The 18,113-nt window shown below is 72.0% G+C and carries 19 protein-coding genes; 16 read left to right on the top strand and 3 right to left on the bottom strand.

What is annotated here, in order from left to right; all coding sequences use genetic code 11:
• The first annotated feature begins 87 nt into the window (after positions 1–87).
• From metG to H7A73_RS05995, 6 genes are all read left to right on the top strand, one after another.
• Positions 88–1,656, top strand: coding sequence for a methionine--tRNA ligase (metG, locus tag H7A73_RS06020; RefSeq protein WP_182065113.1), 1,569 nt, complete (start codon positions 88–90; stop codon positions 1,654–1,656).
• Positions 1,653–2,585: a TatD family hydrolase gene (locus tag H7A73_RS06015; protein WP_182065112.1), complete on the top strand. Its 933-nt coding sequence runs from the start codon at positions 1,653–1,655 to the stop codon at positions 2,583–2,585. Before metG ends, H7A73_RS06015 begins: the two co-directional genes overlap by 4 nt.
• Positions 2,586–2,587: 2 nt before the next feature.
• Entirely contained in the window at positions 2,588–3,439 is an 852-nt protein-coding gene (gene rsmA, locus H7A73_RS06010) for a 16S rRNA (adenine(1518)-N(6)/adenine(1519)-N(6))-dimethyltransferase RsmA (RefSeq protein WP_182065111.1), read from the top strand.
• A 367-nt stretch (positions 3,440–3,806) separates the two neighbouring features.
• A complete protein-coding gene (locus H7A73_RS06005; RefSeq protein WP_182065110.1) occupies positions 3,807–4,349 on the top strand; it encodes a hypothetical protein in 543 nt (180 codons plus the stop codon).
• A 46-nt stretch (positions 4,350–4,395) separates the two neighbouring features.
• Positions 4,396–4,935, top strand: coding sequence for a hypothetical protein (locus H7A73_RS06000; protein WP_182065109.1), 540 nt, complete (start codon positions 4,396–4,398; stop codon positions 4,933–4,935).
• A gap of 53 nt (positions 4,936–4,988) precedes the next feature.
• A complete protein-coding gene (locus H7A73_RS05995; protein WP_182065108.1) occupies positions 4,989–5,474 on the top strand; it encodes a hypothetical protein in 486 nt (161 codons plus the stop codon).
• Between the two features lie 15 nt (positions 5,475–5,489).
• Here H7A73_RS05995 and H7A73_RS05990 read toward each other — a convergent pair whose 3' ends face one another.
• Positions 5,490–6,230, bottom strand: coding sequence for an SDR family oxidoreductase (locus H7A73_RS05990; RefSeq protein ID WP_182065107.1), 741 nt, complete (start codon positions 6,228–6,230; stop codon positions 5,490–5,492).
• Positions 6,231–6,331: 101 nt separating this feature from the next.
• On the opposite strand from H7A73_RS05990, the gene H7A73_RS05985 reads away from it, so the two are divergent.
• The 5 genes from H7A73_RS05985 (at position 6,332) to H7A73_RS05965 (ending at position 11,756) form a co-directional block, all read left to right on the top strand.
• Complete coding sequence (locus H7A73_RS05985; protein ID WP_182065106.1) at positions 6,332–7,174, top strand: helix-turn-helix transcriptional regulator; 843 nt, start codon at positions 6,332–6,334, stop codon at positions 7,172–7,174.
• A 196-nt stretch (positions 7,175–7,370) separates the two neighbouring features.
• Positions 7,371–8,369 (top strand): RimK family alpha-L-glutamate ligase, encoded by a 999-nt coding sequence (locus tag H7A73_RS05980; RefSeq protein WP_182065105.1) that lies wholly within the window; start codon positions 7,371–7,373, stop codon positions 8,367–8,369.
• An 85-nt stretch (positions 8,370–8,454) separates the two neighbouring features.
• The gene (locus H7A73_RS05975; RefSeq protein ID WP_182065104.1) at positions 8,455–9,495 is read left to right on the top strand and encodes an LLM class flavin-dependent oxidoreductase; all 1,041 of its coding nucleotides are present in this window, start codon (positions 8,455–8,457) and stop codon (positions 9,493–9,495) included.
• A complete protein-coding gene (locus H7A73_RS05970) occupies positions 9,495–10,814 on the top strand; it encodes an O-acetylhomoserine aminocarboxypropyltransferase/cysteine synthase family protein (protein ID WP_182065103.1) in 1,320 nt (439 codons plus the stop codon). Before H7A73_RS05975 ends, H7A73_RS05970 begins: the two co-directional genes overlap by 1 nt.
• Before the next feature lie 9 nt (positions 10,815–10,823).
• On the top strand, positions 10,824–11,756 hold the full coding sequence (locus H7A73_RS05965; RefSeq protein WP_182065102.1) for a 4-(cytidine 5'-diphospho)-2-C-methyl-D-erythritol kinase: 933 nt from the start codon (positions 10,824–10,826) through the stop codon (positions 11,754–11,756).
• A 63-nt stretch (positions 11,757–11,819) separates the two neighbouring features.
• Here the strand turns inward: H7A73_RS05965 and H7A73_RS05960 are convergent, their stop codons facing one another.
• Positions 11,820–13,472 carry a glycosyltransferase family 39 protein gene (locus H7A73_RS05960; protein ID WP_182065101.1) on the bottom strand — a complete coding sequence of 551 codons (1,653 nt, stop codon included), beginning with the start codon at positions 13,470–13,472 and terminating at the stop codon, positions 11,820–11,822.
• A gap of 95 nt (positions 13,473–13,567) precedes the next feature.
• Between H7A73_RS05960 and H7A73_RS05955 the strand changes: the two genes are divergently transcribed.
• The 5 genes from H7A73_RS05955 to H7A73_RS05935 are packed head-to-tail and all read left to right on the top strand — an operon-like array spanning position 13,568 to position 17,737.
• Entirely contained in the window at positions 13,568–14,620 is a 1,053-nt protein-coding gene (locus tag H7A73_RS05955; RefSeq protein WP_182065100.1) for a ThiF family adenylyltransferase, read from the top strand.
• 59 nt (positions 14,621–14,679) lie between these two features.
• Positions 14,680–15,096, top strand: a complete 417-nt coding sequence (locus tag H7A73_RS05950; protein ID WP_182065099.1) for a molybdopterin-binding protein — start codon at positions 14,680–14,682, stop codon at positions 15,094–15,096.
• Complete coding sequence (gene modA, locus H7A73_RS05945; RefSeq protein ID WP_182065098.1) at positions 15,093–15,896, top strand: molybdate ABC transporter substrate-binding protein; 804 nt, start codon at positions 15,093–15,095, stop codon at positions 15,894–15,896. Before H7A73_RS05950 ends, modA begins: the two co-directional genes overlap by 4 nt.
• A 3-nt stretch (positions 15,897–15,899) precedes the next feature.
• Positions 15,900–16,700 (top strand): ABC transporter permease, encoded by an 801-nt coding sequence (locus H7A73_RS05940; protein ID WP_071246956.1) that lies wholly within the window; start codon positions 15,900–15,902, stop codon positions 16,698–16,700.
• Positions 16,697–17,737, top strand: coding sequence for an ABC transporter ATP-binding protein (locus H7A73_RS05935; protein ID WP_259362734.1), 1,041 nt, complete (start codon positions 16,697–16,699; stop codon positions 17,735–17,737). Before H7A73_RS05940 ends, H7A73_RS05935 begins: the two co-directional genes overlap by 4 nt.
• A 134-nt stretch (positions 17,738–17,871) precedes the next feature.
• Here H7A73_RS05935 and H7A73_RS05930 read toward each other — a convergent pair whose 3' ends face one another.
• Positions 17,872–18,111 (bottom strand): MoaD/ThiS family protein, encoded by a 240-nt coding sequence (locus H7A73_RS05930; protein ID WP_182065097.1) that lies wholly within the window; start codon positions 18,109–18,111, stop codon positions 17,872–17,874.
• Positions 18,112–18,113 lie beyond the last annotated feature (2 nt).

Genomic DNA, 18,113 nt, shown 5'->3' with positions numbered 1-18,113 from the left:
GCCCGTCGCGGGCCTCCCGGACCCGGTTCTCCACGGTCCACCGCCGCGCGCGTCATCAGGGTTCGGTGCGCCCGTAGGATGGTCCGCATGTCCGCCGGGTCCTCGTTCAGCATCACCACGCCGATCTTCTACGTGAACGACGTGCCCCACATCGGGCACGCCTACACCGAGGTCGCCGCGGACTTCCTCGCGCGCTGGCACCGGCAGCGCGGTGACGACACCTGGCTGCTCACCGGCACGGACGAGCACGGGCAGAAGATCCTGCGCACCGCCTCGGCGAACGACGTCTCGCCCAAGGAATGGGCAGACCGCCTGGTCAACGATGCCTGGAAGCCACTGCTCGACACGGTCGACGTCGCGAACGACGACTTCATCCGCACCACGGACGAACGGCACGAGCGTGGCGTGACGGCGTTCCTGCAGAAGCTCTACGACGACGGCTTCATCTACGCGGGCGAGTTCGAGGGCTTCTACTGCGTGGGGTGCGAGGAGTACAAGCAGCCGAGCGACCTGGTCGCCGGCACCGGTGCGTACGAGGGTCAGCAGGTCTGCGCGATCCACTCGATCCCGGTCGAGGTCCTGGCCGAGCGCAACTACTTCTTCCGGATGTCCGACTTCGAGCAGCGCCTGCTCGACCTGTACGAGTCGAACCCACTGTTCATCCAGCCCGAGAGCGTCCGCAACGAGATCATCTCGTTCGTCAAGCAGGGGCTCCGTGACCTGTCGATCTCGCGTTCCAGCTTCGACTGGGGCATCACGATCCCGTGGGACAGCGACCACGTGCTGTACGTGTGGTTCGACGCCCTGCTCAACTACGTCACGGCCCTCGGCTACGGCACCGACGACGACGAGGCCTTCCGGCGCCTCTGGCCGAGCGTCCACATCGTCGGCAAGGACATCGCCCGCTTCCACGCCGTCATCTGGCCGGCCATGCTCATGGCCGCTGGTCTGCCCGTCCCGGAGCGTGTCTTCGGCCACGGCTGGCTGCTCGTCGGCGGCGAGAAGATGTCCAAGTCGAAGCTGACCGGCATCGCGCCGTCCGAGATCACGGACACGTTCGGTTCCGACGCGTTCCGCTACTACTTCCTGCGCGCCATCACCTTCGGGCAGGACGGCAACTTCAGCTGGGAGGACATCTCGGCGCGCTACCAGGCCGAGCTCGCGAACGGGTACGGCAACCTGGCGTCGCGCCTGGTCGCCATGCTGCAGAAGTACTACGACGGCGAGGTCCCGGTGCGCGCCGAGTCGACCGAGTCCGACCAGGCGATCGACACCCTGGCCGTGTCGGTCACCGAGCGTGCCGACGCCGCCATCGCCGCCTTCGCCCCGCACGAGGCCATCGCCAGCGTGTGGGAGCTCGTCGACGCCCTGAACGGGTACATCACCGAGCAGGCGCCCTGGGCCCTGGCGAAGGACGACGCCGACCGCGAGCGCCTCGGTACCGTCCTGACCACCGCGCTCCGCGGCCTCGGCACCGTCACCGTCCTGCTGTCCCCGGTCATGCCGAAGGCGACCGAGAAGCTCTGGGCCTCGATCGGCGCCGGCGGGTCCGTCGCCGAGCAGCGGGTCGACCGCGCGTACGAGTGGCAGGGTGCGTCGCACGTGGTGCCCCTCGAGAGCGGGCTGTTCCCCCGGATCGAGCAGGCCTCCGCGTGACCGACGCCGAGTCGCACGTCCGGTCCCGCGGTGACGGAGCGTCCGGTGGCTCGAAGCGCGACCTGACGTACCCGCCGCTTCCGCAGGCGCTCGTCGTGCCGGTGTACGACAACCACACCCACATGGAGATCGCCGACGGCGTGGGCGACGGCGGCGACGGGCCCCTGGAGTACCGCGAGCACCTCGACCGCGCGTCGAGCGTCGGGGTGCGCGGGGTCGTGCAGGTCGGCACCGACCTCGCCACCTCTGAGTGGTCCGCCGCGATCGCCGCCCGGGAGCCCCGCGTCCTGGCCGCCGTCGCGCTGCACCCGAACGAAGCCCCCGTGCTGCAGGAGCAGGGGCTGCTCGACGAGCACCTCGCCGGCATCGAACTGCTCGCGGGGCTGCCGCGGGTCCGGGCGATCGGTGAGACCGGCCTGGACTTCTTCCGCACCGGCGAGGACGGCCGCGACGCCCAGGTCCGGTCGTTCGAGGAGCACATCCGCATCGCCAAGGAGCACGACCTCGCGCTGACGATCCACGACCGCGACGCGCACGACGCCGTGGTCGAGGTCCTCGACCGCGTGGGTGCCCCGGAGCGGACCGTCTTCCACTGCTTCTCCGGCGGCCCGGACCTCGCCCGGCTCTGCGCCGAGCGCGGCTGGTACATGTCCTTCGCCGGCACCGTGACGTTCAAGAACGCCGCCGTGCTGCGTGAAGCCCTGGTCGTCGCCCCGCGGCACCTGATCATGATCGAGACCGATGCACCGTTCCTGACGCCCACCCCGTTCCGTGGTCGCCCGAACGCGCCGTACCTCATCCCCCTCACCCTGCGGTCGATGGCGGAGACGCTCGGCACGGACGCCTCGATGCTCGCGGCCCAGATCGCCTCGAACACCGAGCTCGTCTACGGCGCGTGGGACGCCGAGCCCGTGACGGTGGACGAGTAGTCGTGGGTGCACTGCTCGGCCCGGCGGAGATCCGGGAGCTCGCGGCCGAACTCGACGTCACCCCGACGAAGAAGCTCGGGCAGAACTTCGTGCACGACGCCAACACCGTGCGACGCATCGTGGCGGTCGCCGGCGTCACCCCGTCGGCACGGGTGCTCGAGATCGGGCCCGGCCTGGGGTCGTTGACGCTCGGCCTGACCGAGACCGGCGCATCTGTCACAGCGGTCGAGATCGACAAGCGCCTGGCCGCCAAGCTGCCGTCGACCGTCAGCACCATGCAGCCGGACGCGACGCTGACCGTCGTGCAGCAGGACGCCATGACCGTCGCCGCGTCGGACCTCGACACCGCACCGACGCACCTGGTCGCGAACCTGCCCTACAACATCTCCGTCCCCGTGCTGCTGCACCTGCTCGCGACCTTCCCGTCGATCGAGCGGTCGCTCGTCATGGTGCAGGCCGAGGTCGGGTACCGGCTGGCCGCCGGCCCCGGCAGCAAGGTCTACGGTTCACCGAGCGTCAAGGCCGCCTGGTACGGCGCGTGGAGCACCGCCGGGTTGGTCAGCCGTCAGGTCTTCTGGCCGGTGCCGAACGTCGACAGTGTCCTGGTGGCGTTCGACCGGCACGAGCCCCCGGGCGACGAACTCCTGCGGTCGCGGGTGTTCACGCTGGTGGACGCCGCGTTCCAGCAGCGGCGCAAGATGCTGCGGCAGAGCCTGTCCGGGGTGCTCGGCGGCAGTGCGCACGCCTCTGAGGTCCTGACGGCGGCGGGCATCGACCCGACCGCCCGGGGTGAGGCGATCGGTGTCGACGACTTCGTGCGGCTCGGGCGGACGGTCCTCGCTGCTGCCGAGTGACGTCTGGTCGACGGACAGGCGGCGAAATACGGAATGTTCTGTGGCGTCCGTTCGGCGCTCCTACGGTTGACTCCATCGACCAAGGAGGCACCGTGCGACCAGCCGAATCACCCCATCCGCTCCGCCGTGTCCCGACCGAGGCGCAGGCCGCAGAGGGACGTCTTCGAGCGCTGCGGCGAGCTGACCTCGATCATCAGCGAGCAACGAGCATCTCCACTGCGGCGGAACGTCGAGCCCTCTTCGCCGGGACACCGCGGCCGGAGGGCACGTTCGAAGAACGTCGCGAGCGTCGGCGGCGAGCGTCCGAGTTGATCGATCCGGACTTCTGGGTCGAGCCGACCGCGGCGTTCCACGGTCGACTCTGACCGTGTTCGATCGACTCGAGCCGCATCAGTTCGACGAGTACCGGGTCCTCGAGTTCAACGACTGCGCCGCCCGGCCGGACGTCGTCCTCGTCGACTCCAGTTTCATCCGGAGCGCTCTGCGCCGATGCGAGCGTCAGGATGCCGAGGTGGTCACCTTCCTCGATCACCTCGACCTGGTCGGCACCGAGATCCTGTACAGCGCCTACACGGAGTTCGAGGTGCTGCAGGCTGCTCACGGGATGGGCGCGGAAGCCGCTCGTCGCCACGTCGCCGCTTGGAGGGAATTGCTGCGGTCGACTCAATTGCACTGGGTCGGGATCGATGCCGTCAGCGACGAGGTCCCGCACCTCATGGAGCAGTTCGGGTTGACCGTTTCGGGTGCCGTTCACGTCGCAACAGCGTCGGATTGGGAGGTCGACGGCTTCGTGACGGTCGATCCGGCATTCGGAGGGGTCGACAAGGAGCGCCTGCCGCTGATCATCGACGCCGGGGGCGCGAAGCAGGCGCGTCGCTTGCGGGCGCGGTCCGGTCGTGACGTGACCTGACCTGACTTGGCGGTGCTCCGCACGCTCTGCGCCCTACGATGACGGCATGACCGACGGCACGGTTCGCTCGCACGCACAGGGGATGGCGCCCGACCGCGTCCTCGCAGCGACGGGCAGGTCACCGGACGAGTGGCACGCCCTGATCGACGGCGCAGACGGGACCACCATCGGGCACGCGGCGATCGCGTCCTGGCTGATCGACCAGGGCGTCGAACCGTGGTGGGCGCAGGGCATCACCATCGGCTACGAGCAGGCCCGCGGACTCCGCATCCCCGGTCAGCGCACGGACGGCACCTTCGCGGTGTCGGCGTCACGACAGGTCCCGGGTGAACGCGAGGCGGTGCTCGACCGGATCGTGCCGGTGTTCACGGCCGCACTCGGGTCGGCGCCGACGTCCGGACGCCGCGGCGGCAAGCGCCCGTCGGCACGGTGGACCTTCCCCGACCGCGAGTCCGTGCTGCTCACCACCGAGGACGGTCCCCGGCCGGACACCGTCCGCATCTCGGTGCAGCGGGAGCGGCTCACCGGCCCCGAGCGGATGCCCGACGCCAAGGCCGAACTGCAGCGGCTCCTCGCCGGACTCTGACACCGCGAACGGGGGTGCGCGGGCCGAGCGCGGACGCCCCTACGATCGACTCCGTGCCCCGTCGACCCGTCAGCCGCCTCGCCATCGCCATCACCCTGATCGCCGTCATCGGTGGCATCGCGATCATCGTGCTCTCGGTGCGTGACCTCGTGCAGCGTCCGACCGACGACGTGGTCTGGGTGCGACTGCTGGCAGGTGCAGCGATCATCGGCTGGGGCGTCGCCTTCAGCATGCTCGGCCGGTATGACGCGAATGCCGACGACGACGACGCCGCCGACTCGCGCGGCGCCGACGACGCCGTCGCGCTCGGCTCCACGCCCGTTCGTCCGGTCCAGCGAGCGGCCACGGCGTTCATGTGGACCGCGATCGCGGCGTGGGCCTACGAGATCCTCCGGTCGTGGTTCGGATGGACCGTGTGGGGTTCCGCGCTCGGCCTCGTCGTGGTGTGCGGCCTCCCCGTGCTCAACCAGTTCCTCGACCGGGTCATTGCCCGACGCGAGGCCGGCGACGCCCCCGGTCCGGAGAACGCCGCCGGCTGAACCTGCTCGCCGGGCTCAGTGCCCCGCGCCGGCCATCATCTCGAGGATCTGCTGGTGGTTGCCGTTCCGCTCGGCGAAGCGCAGCGGGTGCACGTTCTGCACCAGGATCTCCGGGGCAGCGCCGGACTCGATGAGCGCCATGACCTCGTCGGCGAAGGCGTCGAGCGGCATCCCGCCGAAGTCGGCGCCGCCCATCAGGTCGGTCATGACGGCCGGCGGGGCGAGCTCGAGCACCTCGACGGACGAACCGACGAGCTGCTGTCGCAGGGCCTGGGTGTACGAGTGCACCCCGGCCTTCGTGGCGTTGTAGGTCGGCGTGGCCGTCAGCGGCACGAACGCGAGACCGGACGTGACGGTCATCAGCGTCGCGGCGGGCTGGGCGAGCAGGTGCGGCAGGAAGGCGTCGATGAGCCGGATCGTCCCGACGAGATTCGTCTGGATGGTCTCGATCGCGTCGTCCATGTGATCCGAGGAACGCAGGTCCTCGTTGCGCATGATGCCGGACATGGTGATGAGGGCGTCGAGGGTCGGGTACGCCTCGAGCACCGAGCTGGCAGCGGCCTCGATCGACGCCGCGTCCGCGACGTCGATCTGCACGGTGCCGAAGCCGTGCTCGGCGGCGAGGGAGTCGAGGAGCGCCTGACGACGCCCGCCGATGACGACGGTACTGCCGGCGGCCTGCAGGCGCTGGGCGAGCGCGAGACCGATGCCCGAGGTCGCGCCGGGGATGAAGACGGTGGAGTTCGTGATGTCCATGACCACGACGATGCTCCGCGGGCAGGGGTGCAACCAGAGCGCGGTCATCGGGGGATCGGCGATCCCTGGCACCTCGACGCGAACCGGACGATGATCGACCCATGGACCGTGCCGCGCTCGCCGACTTCCTCCGCCGTCGCCGGGAGCTGTTGCGCCCCGAGGACGTCGGTCTCGGGCAGGGTCCGCGACGCCGGACCCCGGGGCTCCGCCGTGAGGAGGTCGCCGCCCTCGCCGGGATGTCCGTCGACTACTACACGCGACTCGAGCAGCAGCGCGGTCCGCAGCCGTCCGAGCAGATGATCGCGGCGATCGCCCGGGCCTTGCGCTGCAGCCTCGACGAGCGCGACCACCTGTTCCACCTGGCCGGGCAGAACGCCCCGACCCGGATGCACCGCGCGGACCACGTCGACCCCGCCATCCTGCGCGTGCTCGACCGGCTCGAGGACACCCCGGCGATCGTCGTGAGCCACCTGGGCGAGACCCTGGTCGAGAACCGGCTCGCTGCGGCACTCCTCGGCAGCTCGGTCGGCCTGGCCGGCAACCAGCGGTACCAGGCGTGGCGGTGGTTCGTGACGGGCGAGGAACGCGCCAAGTACGCACCCGAGCAACACGGACGACTGGGGCGGACCGTCGTCGCGTCGCTCCGCGCGACCGTCGGCCTGGCCGGCCCGGGCGACCGCCGGGCCGCCGAGCTCATCGCCGAGCTGGAGGCCCGCAGCCCCGAGTTCCGCGAGCTCTGGGCGAAGCACGAGGTCGCCACGCGCTGGTCGGACAACAAGACGATCGTGCAGCCGGAGCTCGGCCGCATCACCGTCGACTGCCAGGTGCTGCACACCGACGACCAGGCGCAGGCACTGCTGCTGTTCACGGCGCCTCCGGGATCGGAGGACGCGCAGAAGCTCGAGCTCCTCGGCGTCGTCGGACAGCAGACCTTCGCCGGCTGAGGACCTCGCACGGTGCGAGGTCGACCACCGCCGGTACCGAACGGTGCGAGGTTCCGTACGCCGTGCGACGGCGAGCAGGTCGCACCGAGTACGGAACCTCGCACCGAGCGACCAGGACCCCGTGCGGCCCTCGCCGCGAAGCAACGCCGCGTCACACACTTGGGCACGTGCGGTATACCGTGCCTAGGGTGGGGGCGTGAGCACTCCCCGCGTGTACGTCATCCACGAGAACCCCGAGTGGTTCCCGCCGCTCGCCGCCGCCTTCCAGGCTGAGGGTGTCCCGGTCGAGGAGATCCTGCTGACCGAGGGGCAGATCGACCTCGCGGCCGAGCCGGCACCCGGCGTCTACTGGAGCCGCATGTCCGCGAGCTCCCACACCCGCGGCCACGAGCACAGCAAGGAGTACACCCGGGCGATCCTCGGCTGGCTCGAGCGCGCCGGCCGCCAGGTCGTGGGCGGCAGCCACGTGCTCGAGCTCGAGGTGTCGAAGGTCGCCCAGCACGGTCTCCTGCAGCAGGCCGGGTTCGACGTGCCCCGCACCACCGCCGTGTTCGGCACGTCGACGCTCAAGGACGCCGCCCGCACCTTCACCGACGGGCAGGACGTGCCGTTCATCACGAAGCACAACCAGGGCGGCAAGGGCCTGGGCGTGCGGCGGTTCGACTCGCTCGCCGAGTTCGACGCCTACGTCGACAGCCCCGAGTTCGAGGCCCCGGTCGACGGCATCACCCTGCTGCAGGAGTACCTGACGGCCCGAGAGCCCTTCATCACCCGCGTCGAGTTCGTCGGCGGCGAGTTCGTCTACGCCGTCCGCGTCGACACGAGCGCCGGCAGCTTCGAGCTCTGCCCGGCCGACGCGTGCGAGGTCCCGCAGACCATCGCGGGTGCGGTCTGCGACGTCCCCGGCACCGAGATCGCCGGCGCGCCCCCGGCGTTCAGCGTGCGCACCGAGGTCACCGCCGAGCACCCGCTGGTCCAGCAGCTCCGCACGTTCCTCGCCGACCAGCGCATCACCATCGCGGGCGTCGAGTTCATGGAGACGACGGACGGCCGCACCGTGGTCTACGACATCAACACGAACACGAACTACAACCCCACGGTCGAGGAGTCCGCGCCGGCCTCCGGCCCGCGCTCCATCGCCCGGTACCTCGGCGGCCTCCTGGCCGACGAGTACGCGGCGCAGCTCACGGCCTGAGGACGCTAGACCCACCGGACTGGAGGCCCGTGGCGGGCCCGCCACGGACCTCCCGTCCGCCTTCCCACACCCCCAAGGAACCATCGTGCGATTCGGATACTGGACCCCGCTCTTCGGCGGCTGGCTGCGCAACGTCGACAACGAGAACATGCCGGTCACCTTCGACTACGTGAAGCGCCTGGCGCAGCGCGCCGAGCGGATCGGCTTCGACCTGACGCTCGTGCCGGAGCTCAACCTCAACGACATCAAGGGCACCGCGGCGCCCTCGCTCGAGGCCTGGTCGCTCGCGGCGGCGATCGCGGCGACGACCGAGCGCCTCGAGATCATGGCGGCGATGCGTCCCGGGTACCACCTGCCCGCGGTGACGGCGAAGCAGGCGGCGACGATCGACGACATCTCGTGCGGCCGGTTCACCTTCAACGTCGTGAGCGCCTGGTGGGCGGAGGAGGCGAAGCAGTACGGCGGGATCTTCTCGGAGCACGACGACCGGTACAAGCGCACCGCGGAGTTCGTCGAGGTCATGAAGGGCCTGTGGCGCGAGACCCCGTACTCGTTCTCGGGCGAGTACTACGACATCGAGAACGCGCACCTCGAGCCGAAGCCCCGCGTGACGCCGCGCATCTACGCCGGTGGGGAGAGCGAGGCCGGCAAGGCCGCGATCACCGGGTACGCCGACGCCTACGTCACGCACGGCGGCACCGTCGAGGAACTCCGCGCGAAGATCGACGAGATGAAGCAGCGCCGCGTCGACGCCGGCCTGCCGCCGTTCGAGGCGTTCGGCATGGCCGCGTACGTCATCGTGCGCGAGACCGAGGAAGAGGCGCAGGCGGAACTCGCCCGGATCACCGACGTGCAGCACGGCGGGGCGTACGAGTCGTACCAGGACTTCATCTCGAAGTCGCAGCTCGAGCACGTGCCCTCGCTCGAGGACTACTCGGTGTCGAACCGCGGCCTGCGCCCCGGGTTCGTCGGGACGCCGTCGCAGGTGGCGGACCGCATCCGGGAGTTCGAGGACGCCGGGGTCGACACGCTCCTGCTGCAGTTCTCGCCGCAGCTCGAGGAGATGGACCGGTTCGGTGAGCAGGTCATCCCGCTCGTCCGGCAGTCGGTCGGGGCGCAGTCCTGATGGGTGCCGCGTCGACCAACGCCGAGGACGGCTGGGCGTTCGAGACCCGCCAGATCCGCGCCGGCTTCAAGGCCGACCCGGGTTGGGGCGCGAACGTACCGCCGATCGCGCAGAGCGCCGCGTACGTCTACCCGTCGGGCGAGGACGCCGCCGCACGCTTCATGCTCGACGCCGCCGGCCACACCTACACGCGGGTGAACAACCCGTCGGCCGCAGCACTCGAGCGCCGGATCGCCGACCTCGAGGGCGGGATCGGTGCGCTGGCGCTGGCGTCCGGACAGGCGGCGACGTCGCTGGCCGTGCTCGGCGTCGCACGCGCCGGTGACCACGTGGTGTCGAGCGCCTCGCTGTACGGCGCGACCTACACGCTGTTCGCCTCGACCCTGCGGGACCTCGGCATCACCTTCACGTTCGTGCAGGACCCGACCGACCTGTCCGAGTGGGCGTCGGCCGTGCGCCCGGAGACGAAGGCGTTCTTCGGCGAGTCCATCCCGAACCCCCGCGGGGACGTCCTGGACTTCGCCGGGGTGGCCGCGGTCGCGCACGAGGCCGGTGTGCCGCTCATCGTCGACAACACCATCGCGACGCCGTACCTGGTGCGCCCGATCGAGCACGGTGCCGACATCGTCGTGCACTCGGCGACGAAGTACCTGGCCGGGCACGGCAGCGCCATCGCCGGGCTCATCGTCGACAGCGGGAACTTCGACTGGGCGGCGCACGCCGAGCAGTACCCGCAGCTGGCCTCGACCGAGCAGTCCGGGTTCGCGAACACGAACTTCGCCGAGAAGTTCGGGCGACGGGCGTTCATCCAGCGCACCCGCTCGAAGCTGTCCGCCGACCTCGGGCCAGCGATCGCACCGTTCAACGCGTTCCTGGTGCTGCAGGGCATCCAGACGCTGTCACTCCGCATGGACCGGCACGTGTCGAACGCCGCCACGGTGGCGTCCTGGCTCGACGCGCACGACCAGGTCGAGCACGTGCACTACGCCGGCCTGCCGGACTCGCCGTGGCACCACCTGCAGCAGCGCTACGTGCCGAAGGGGCCGTCGGCCGTGCTGTCGTTCGACCTGGCCGGCGGGGTCGCCGCGGGCCGACGGTTCGTGGCGGCGCTCGAGCTGTTCGACCACGTCTCGAACCTCGGTGACGTCCGCTCGCTCGTCGTGCACCCCGCATCGACCACCCACGTGCAGATGTCCTCCGCCGAGCGGGCGGCCGCCGGGGTGGGGGACGGTCTCATCCGCCTGTCGATCGGCCTCGAGCACATCGACGACATCACCGCGGACCTGGCGCGGGGGTTCACGGCAGCCGCAGCGGGATAGGTTGGGGGCATGACCACGTTGGCCGCACCGACCCGCGTACGGACGCGCGCCCCCGGCAAGATCAACGTGTTCCTGTCCGTCGGGGCGCTGCAGGACGACGGCTACCACGACGTCGCCACGGCGTACCAGGCGGTGTCCCTGTACGAGGACGTCACCGCCGAAGCCGCCGACGACTTCTCGGTCACCTTCACGGGTCCGATCGACACCAGCACCGTGCCGGTCGACGAGTCGAACCTGGCCATCCGTGCGGCCCGGCTCGTGGCCGACGCGGCCGGACACCGCGGCGGGGTGCGGTTGACCATCGACAAGCAGGTGCCCGTCGCCGGCGGGATGGGCGGTGGCTCCGCGGACGCCGCGGCGACCCTGCTCGCCGTCGACACGCTCTGGGGCACCGCGCTCGGTCGCGAAGAGCTGCTCCGGCTCGCCGCGCAGCTCGGCGCCGACGTGCCGTTCGCCTTCGCCGGCGGCACCGCCGTGGGCACGGGCCGCGGTGACGAGCTGAGCCCGGCGCTGGCCAAGGGCGAGTTCCACTGGGTCCTCGCCCTGAGTGACGACGGGTTGAGCACCCCGGCCGTCTACCGTGCGCTCGACGAGCACCGGGAGCGGTACCGAGCCGACATCTCCCCGGCGCCGTCGCACCCCATGGTCGAGGCGAACGTGCTGCAGGCCCTGCGCGCCGGCGACCCCGACCTGCTCGCCGACTGCGTCCACAACGACCTGCAGGCTCCGGCCATGCGGCTGCAGCCCCGGCTCGCGGCGACGCTCGAGCTCGGCGAGAAGTCCGGTGCCCTGGCCGGTCTGGTGTCCGGGAGCGGCCCGACGGTGGCGTTCCTGGTGGGCGACCGCGACGCCGCGCTCGAGCTGCAGGTCGAGCTCAGCGCCGCCGGGCTCGTCGCACTCCGTGCCACCGGCCCGGTGCACGGCGCACGCGTGGTGCACTGACCCGACGCCCCGGCGCAGCCGTCGGCGGCAGGACCGCCACCGTCAGCGGCTGGACCGCCACCGTCAGCGGCTGTACTTCCAGAGGATGACCGTGCCGGTGTGCCAGTAGCGCACGACGTGGAACCCCTCGGCCACGAGCGTGTCGGTGACCTGCGGGCGGATGTTCCGCGACTTGCCGCCGACGAACCACACGGTGTCGATCCCCGAGACCCGCTCGGGCACCGTCGTCGCGATGTCGCCGTTGACGTTCCAGAGCTGGCCGCGTTCGGCACCGGTCTCGGCGACGGCGAGGTCGCGCATCCCGGTGAAGGCCTCGGGGTAGGAGTCGGCGATCACCTGCGCGGTGGTGCCCGGGTGCTCCCAGACACTGCCGAAGACGACGCCCTCGTTCTGGTCGGTGCGGCGGTCCCGCTCGCGCTCGATGATCGCCGCCGCGTTCGCCCAGTGCGATTCCTGCTTGGCGTGGGGCAGCCGGACGATCGTGCTCGTCGGTGCTGACACGAGCAGCATCCCGACGACCGCGAGCGCCAGCCACCGCCGAGGCCGGATCGCCGTGATCGCCAGGCCGATGAGCAGCGCGACGAACGGCAGGCTCAGGCTGGCGTACTTCGGGGAGTACAGGTGCTCCCCGGCCGCGGTCGCGCCGACGAGCAGTGCGGTGGGCAGGACCGTCAGGGGGACGGCGACGCGCACGGCCTGCATCCGCAGCAGGTCACGGGAAGCGGGGGAGGGGCGTCGCGCCGCGCGCACGGCGAGCACGACGCCGACGATCATCAGGACCCACCCGAGCACCGCGTACGGCCAGACGGCACCGAACCAGGCGGTCGCGACGACCTGGCGCACGGTGGCCCACCCGACGCCGGTGATCCAGCCGACCTGCTTGGCCTGACCTGCGGCGAGGACGATGAACGGCGACACCGCGAGGGCGGCCCCGACGGCGGCGACACCCCAGCGCACGAGCGCGGCGCGGTCGACCATCGGCGCGGCCACCGGACCGCTTCGCTGCGAGAGCACGGCGTCGCGCCGTGCGGCACGGTCGGCGACGGCGGTCCAGAGGAGCACGACCCCGTGCGCGACGACGGCCAGGGCCAGGTAGACGTTGAACAGCACGGCCGCCACGGCGAGCAGGCCGTAGACGACCCACCACCGGGTCGCGTGGTGCCGGGTCCGGGTGCGCCGGACCGCGGTGATCCCCACGAGGGTCAGCGCGACGGCGAAGGTCGTGACGGTGGCGTACGGGCGCCCCTCGGTGCCGGCCCAGGCGACGCGGGGCAGGACCAGGAACACGATCCCGGAGACGACGCCGAGCCGCACACCGCCGAGACGACGGCCGAGGGCGACGACGAGCCCGGCGGAGACCCCGATGGCCAGGGTACTCGGGAACCGCAGCGTGAACGGCGAGTACCCGACGAGCGTGAACCAGACGTGCATCACGGCGTAGTACAGGCCGTGGACGGCGTCGACGTTCTGCAGCTCGGCCCAGAGCGCCGGCCAGCTCCGCTGCGCGCTCGCGATGGTCGCGGCCTCGTCGTACCAGACCGACGGCACCCAGCTGAAGGCCGCGGCGACGACGACGCCGAGCGCGCCGACGGTGATCTCGGGGGTCCGCGCGAGGGCCCGGACGGCCGCCACGACGACCCCGCGCGAGCGCGCACGCACCGACGCGTCCGACGTCGTGCGTCGGACCGGGACGGTACCGGTACGCGGGGAACTCACGTCCGCGACCGTACCGATCTGCTCTGGGGATCCGCCGCGTCCGGGCGTTGAACTCTCACATGCAGGCGTTCGGTGCGACGGGCCAGAATGACGGGATGGAACCCCTCGCCGCCCCCGCCGCCGCGCTCTCCCCGGGACGGACGCAGCTCGGTTCGCGGACCGCCGCGCTCGCCGACGTCGGGGTCACCGGGCTGCGCCGCCTGGCCACATCGCGCATCCTCGTCGTCGGGGCCGGCGGGCTCGGGGCGCCGGTGGTCGCGTACCTCGCCGGGATCGGTCGACTCACGGTGGTCGACCCCGACGTGGTCGACGCCTCGAACCTGGCCAGGCAGACGCTCTTCACGGCCGCGGACGTCGGCTCGCCGAAGGCGCAGGTCGCGGTCGCCCGAGCCGTCGCCGTCGACCCGGAACTCGACGCGGTCGCCGTGGTCGGGTCGTTCACGCCGGACCTGGTCGCCGGACACGACGTCGTGGTCGACGCCGCCGACTCGGTCGTGGTCACCCGGGCCGTCTCGGACGCCTGCGCCGCGGCCGGCGTGCCGTTCGTGTGGGGCTCCGTGCTCGGCCACGACGGGCAGGTCAGCGTCTTCCGCGACGCCGGAGGTGACGGCGTCGACTTCCACGACCTGCACCCCGACGCCCTGCCCGACGAGGGCTCGTGCGCCCTCGACGGCGTCGTCCCGGCACTGTGCGGCGCGGTCGGTGCGGTGATGGCGGGGCAGGTCTTCGCCTTGGTCACCGGCAGCGGCGACCCCCTGCTCGGACGCGTCCTGACCGTCGACGCCCGCCGGTGGCGCTGGACGGAGAGCCCCGTCCGTCGTGGTCCCGCCTCGCGTCGACCGGCACCCGCCGGCGCCGCGGCGCCGCGCATCGCGCCGGCAGCCCTGGCCGCCAGGGTGGCGGACCCGTCGGATCCGCTGGTCGTCGTCGACGTCCGGACCGCCGAGGAACGCGCGGCCGGCGTGGTCGCCGGTGCCGTCACCGACGACACCGGTTCGGACGAGGTCGTCGTCTACTGCGCGCGCGGACCCCGTGCAGACGCGTGGGCGGCGCGGCAGCCGGCCGGGAGGCGCGTGGCGGTCCTCGACGGCGGCTTCGAGGCCTGGCGTCGCGAGGGCCTGCCCGTGGCGATCGAGCACCGGTCCTGACCTCGTTCGGTCACGTCCACTGCGCCTGCCGCCGCGTCTGCGGGTAGGATTGGTCGATCATGACGCTACTGCGGGTACGGGACGCTGCGGCCTTCCTCGGGATCAGTGACGACACCGTGCGACGGCTCGTCGACGGGGGCACCTTCACCCGTGCCACGGACGACGCGGGGCGAGCCGTGGTCGACGGTCGCGAGGTCGCCGCGTACGCACGGGAACGCAGCACCGAGCCGACCGACCCGGCGTCCGCGGTGAAGAGCTCGGCGCGCAACCGCTTCGTCGGGATCGTCACCGACCTGGTCGTCGACACCGTGATGGCGCAGGTCGAACTGCAGTGCGGCCCGCACCGCGTGGTGTCCCTGATGAGTGCCGAGGCCGTCCGCGACCTGGGGCTCGAGGTCGGTTCCGTCGCGGTGGCGTCCGTCAAGGCCACCATGGTCGCGGTCGAGGCACCCGCACGGCACGAGGACGAACGATGAGCCTCCTCCGGCCGTTCGCGGCGCTGGCCCTCGCCGCCACCGTCGCGCTCGGGCTCGCAGCGTGCACGGCTCCGGACACGGGCTCGGGGGCTCAGGCCTCGGCGGGGTCCGACACCGAGGGGCCGACCGGTTCGATCACCGTGTTCGCCGCCGCGTCCCTGCAGCAGACCTTCACGACCCTGGGCAAGCGGTTCGAGACCGCGAACCCCGGCGCCTCGATCCGGTTCTCGTTCGCCGGCTCGAGCGACCTCGTCACCCAGATCCAGAACGGTGCCCCCGCCGACGTGTTCGCGTCCGCCGACGAAGCGAACATGGCGAAGCTGTCGTCGACCGACCTGGCGAGCGGATCGCCGCGGGACTTCGCGACGAACGTCCTCGAGATCGCCGTCGCTCCGGGCAACCCGAAGGGCATCACGGACCTCGACGACCTGACGGCTCCGGGCGTCCAGCTCGTCACGTGCGCCGCCCCGGTGCCGTGCGGTGCCGCGACGGCGGAGGTCGAGTCCGCATCGGGCGTCGATCTCGAGCCGGTCAGCGAGGAGCAGTCGGTCACCGACGTGCTCGGCAAGGTCGAATCCGGTCAGGCCGACGCCGGACTCGTCTACGTGACGGACGTCCGAGGGGCCGGCGGCAAGGTCGACGGCGTGCCGTTCGACGAGTCGGCCACGGCCGTCAACACGTACCCGATCGGCGTGCTCCGGGATTCCGAGGACCCGGCGCTCGCGCAGGCGTTCTCGGAGTACGTCCGCTCCGCCGCCGGGCAGCGTGTGCTCGCCGACGCGGGTTTCGGGAAGCCCTGACCCGTGGCTCCGCGCGCTGACGGACGGCCGCCGGTCGCGTGGTGGCTCCCGCTGCCCGCGGTGCTCGGCGGGCTGTTCGTCGTCGTGCCCGTGCTCGCGATGCTCGGCCGGGTGGACTGGTCGTCGTTCGTCGGGCTCGTGACCTCCACCGCGTCGCTGACCGCGCTCGGGCTCAGCCTCGGCACGGCGCTCGCGGCCACGGGTGTCGCGTTCGTCCTCGGGTACCCGCTCGCCGTGCTGTTCGCGCGGTCGCGGTCACGGTGGGTCGGCGTCGCCCGGGCCGTCGTGCTCCTGCCGCTCGTCCTGCCGCCGGTGGTCGGCGGCCTCGCGCTGCTCGCGGCCTTCGGTCGGCTCGGGGTGGTCGGGGCCTTCCTCGACGACCACGGCCTGCACATCGCGTTCACCACGACGGCGGTGGTCATCGCGCAGACCTTCGTCGCGATGCCGTTCCTGGTGTCCTCGGTCGAGGGGGCACTCCGCGTCGAGGGCGACCGCTACGAGCGGGTCGCCGCGACCCTGGGCGCCGGACCGACCCGGACCTTCCTGACCGTCACGACGCCGCGGGTCCTGCCGGGGATCGTGTCCGGGCTGGTGCTCTGCTTCGCCCGGGCGCTCGGCGAGTTCGGCGCCACCCTGACCTTCGCCGGCAGCCTGCAGGGGGTCACCCGGACCCTGCCGCTCGAGGTCTACCTGCAGCGCGAGGTCGACCCGGACACCGCGGTGGCCCTGGCGGTCGTGCTCGTCGTGGTGGCCGTCGTCGTCATCGGCGCCTCGTCGTTCCGGACCCGCGGAGCCCTGGCGTGACGGCCGAGGGCACGGTGGGCGTCCGGGCACACGTCGTCGTCGGGTCGCGGGACGTCGACGTCGCGATCGAGGTCCGAGCGGGGGAGTGCCTGGCCGTCATCGGGCCGAACGGTGCCGGCAAGTCGACGCTGCTCGAGGCCCTGGCCGGCCTGCTGCCGATCGACGCCGGCCGGATCGAACTCGACGGGGTCCGTGCTTCGAGTCCACGGCACACCGTGCCCGCGCACCGTCGACGGACCGGACTCGTCGCGCAGCGGTCCGACCTGTTCCCGTTCCTCGACGTCGTCGGGAACGTCGCATTCGGGCCCCGTGCGGCCGGAGCAGGTCGTGCCACGGCCCGGGAACGTGCCCTCGACGCGCTCGACACCGTCGGGGTCGCCGACCTGGCCACCCGCCACCCCGGAGCACTCTCGGGCGGTCAGGCGCAGCGCGTCGCGATCGCCCGGGCGCTCGCCACCGAACCGGCGGTGCTGCTGCTCGACGAACCGACCTCGGCGCTCGACGTCGGCGCGCAGGACGAGGTCCGCGCGGCACTCCGGACCGCGGTCGCCGGCCGGCCCGCCGTGCTCGTCACGCACGACCCGGTCGAGGTCGTCGCCCTGGCCGACCGCGTCGTCGTGCTCGAGGGCGGACGGATGGTGGAGCAGGGCACCCCCGCGGCCGTGCTCGGTCGTCCGACGAGTGCGTTCGCCGCGACGTTCTCCGGGCTCGCGCTGGTGCGCGGGACCGCCACCGGGGGTGGGATCGCGATCGACGGCGGGGGCGAGCTGGCGTCGAGGACGCACGCCGTGCCTCCCGGCCGGCCCGCCCTGGCTGCGTTCCACCCGACGGCCGCCGTGCTGACGCGGGACGGTGCCGGAGCCGCGCGCACCGTCTCGTCGCTCGAACCGCGCGACGGACTGGTGCGTGTCCGGGCCGGTGACCTGGTGGCGGACCTGACGCTCGCCCGGCTCACCGCGCTCGGGATCGCCCCGGGCGACGCGGTGCGCATCGACGTCCCCGCAGCCGAGGTGGCGGTCTACGCACCCCCTGGTTGAACCAGGCCGTTGCGTGCGTACCTGGTCGCATCGGGCATGCCGGGTCGATTCGGGCGTACCTGGTCAGGAGTTCCGACACGGTATGCCCGAAAACGCCTGGTATCGCGGGTGTTCTGGGAAGGAACGGGCGCCGCTCAGCCCCCGGCGAAGGGCGGCATGACGTCGACGACCTCGACACCGTGGAGCGCAGTCGCCCGGTCACGCGTCGTCACGCCGTCGACCAGGTACGAGCAACGCTCCTGCAGGGCCGTCCAGCGCTCGGGGTCGGCGGGCACGACCTCGCGCACCGCCTGGTCGATCGTGTCGGCCGTGGTCGTCATCGAGTCGACACCCACGGCGGCCCGGGCAGCGGCGAAGAACCGGATCGTGGTCATGC

This window comes from Curtobacterium sp. ME12 (assembly GCF_903970855.1).
GTDB classification, from domain to species: domain Bacteria; phylum Actinomycetota; class Actinomycetes; order Actinomycetales; family Microbacteriaceae; genus Curtobacterium; species Curtobacterium poinsettiae_A.
Note: the sequence above shows the minus strand (reverse complement) of the source record. Positions and strands in the feature narration are given on the sequence as shown.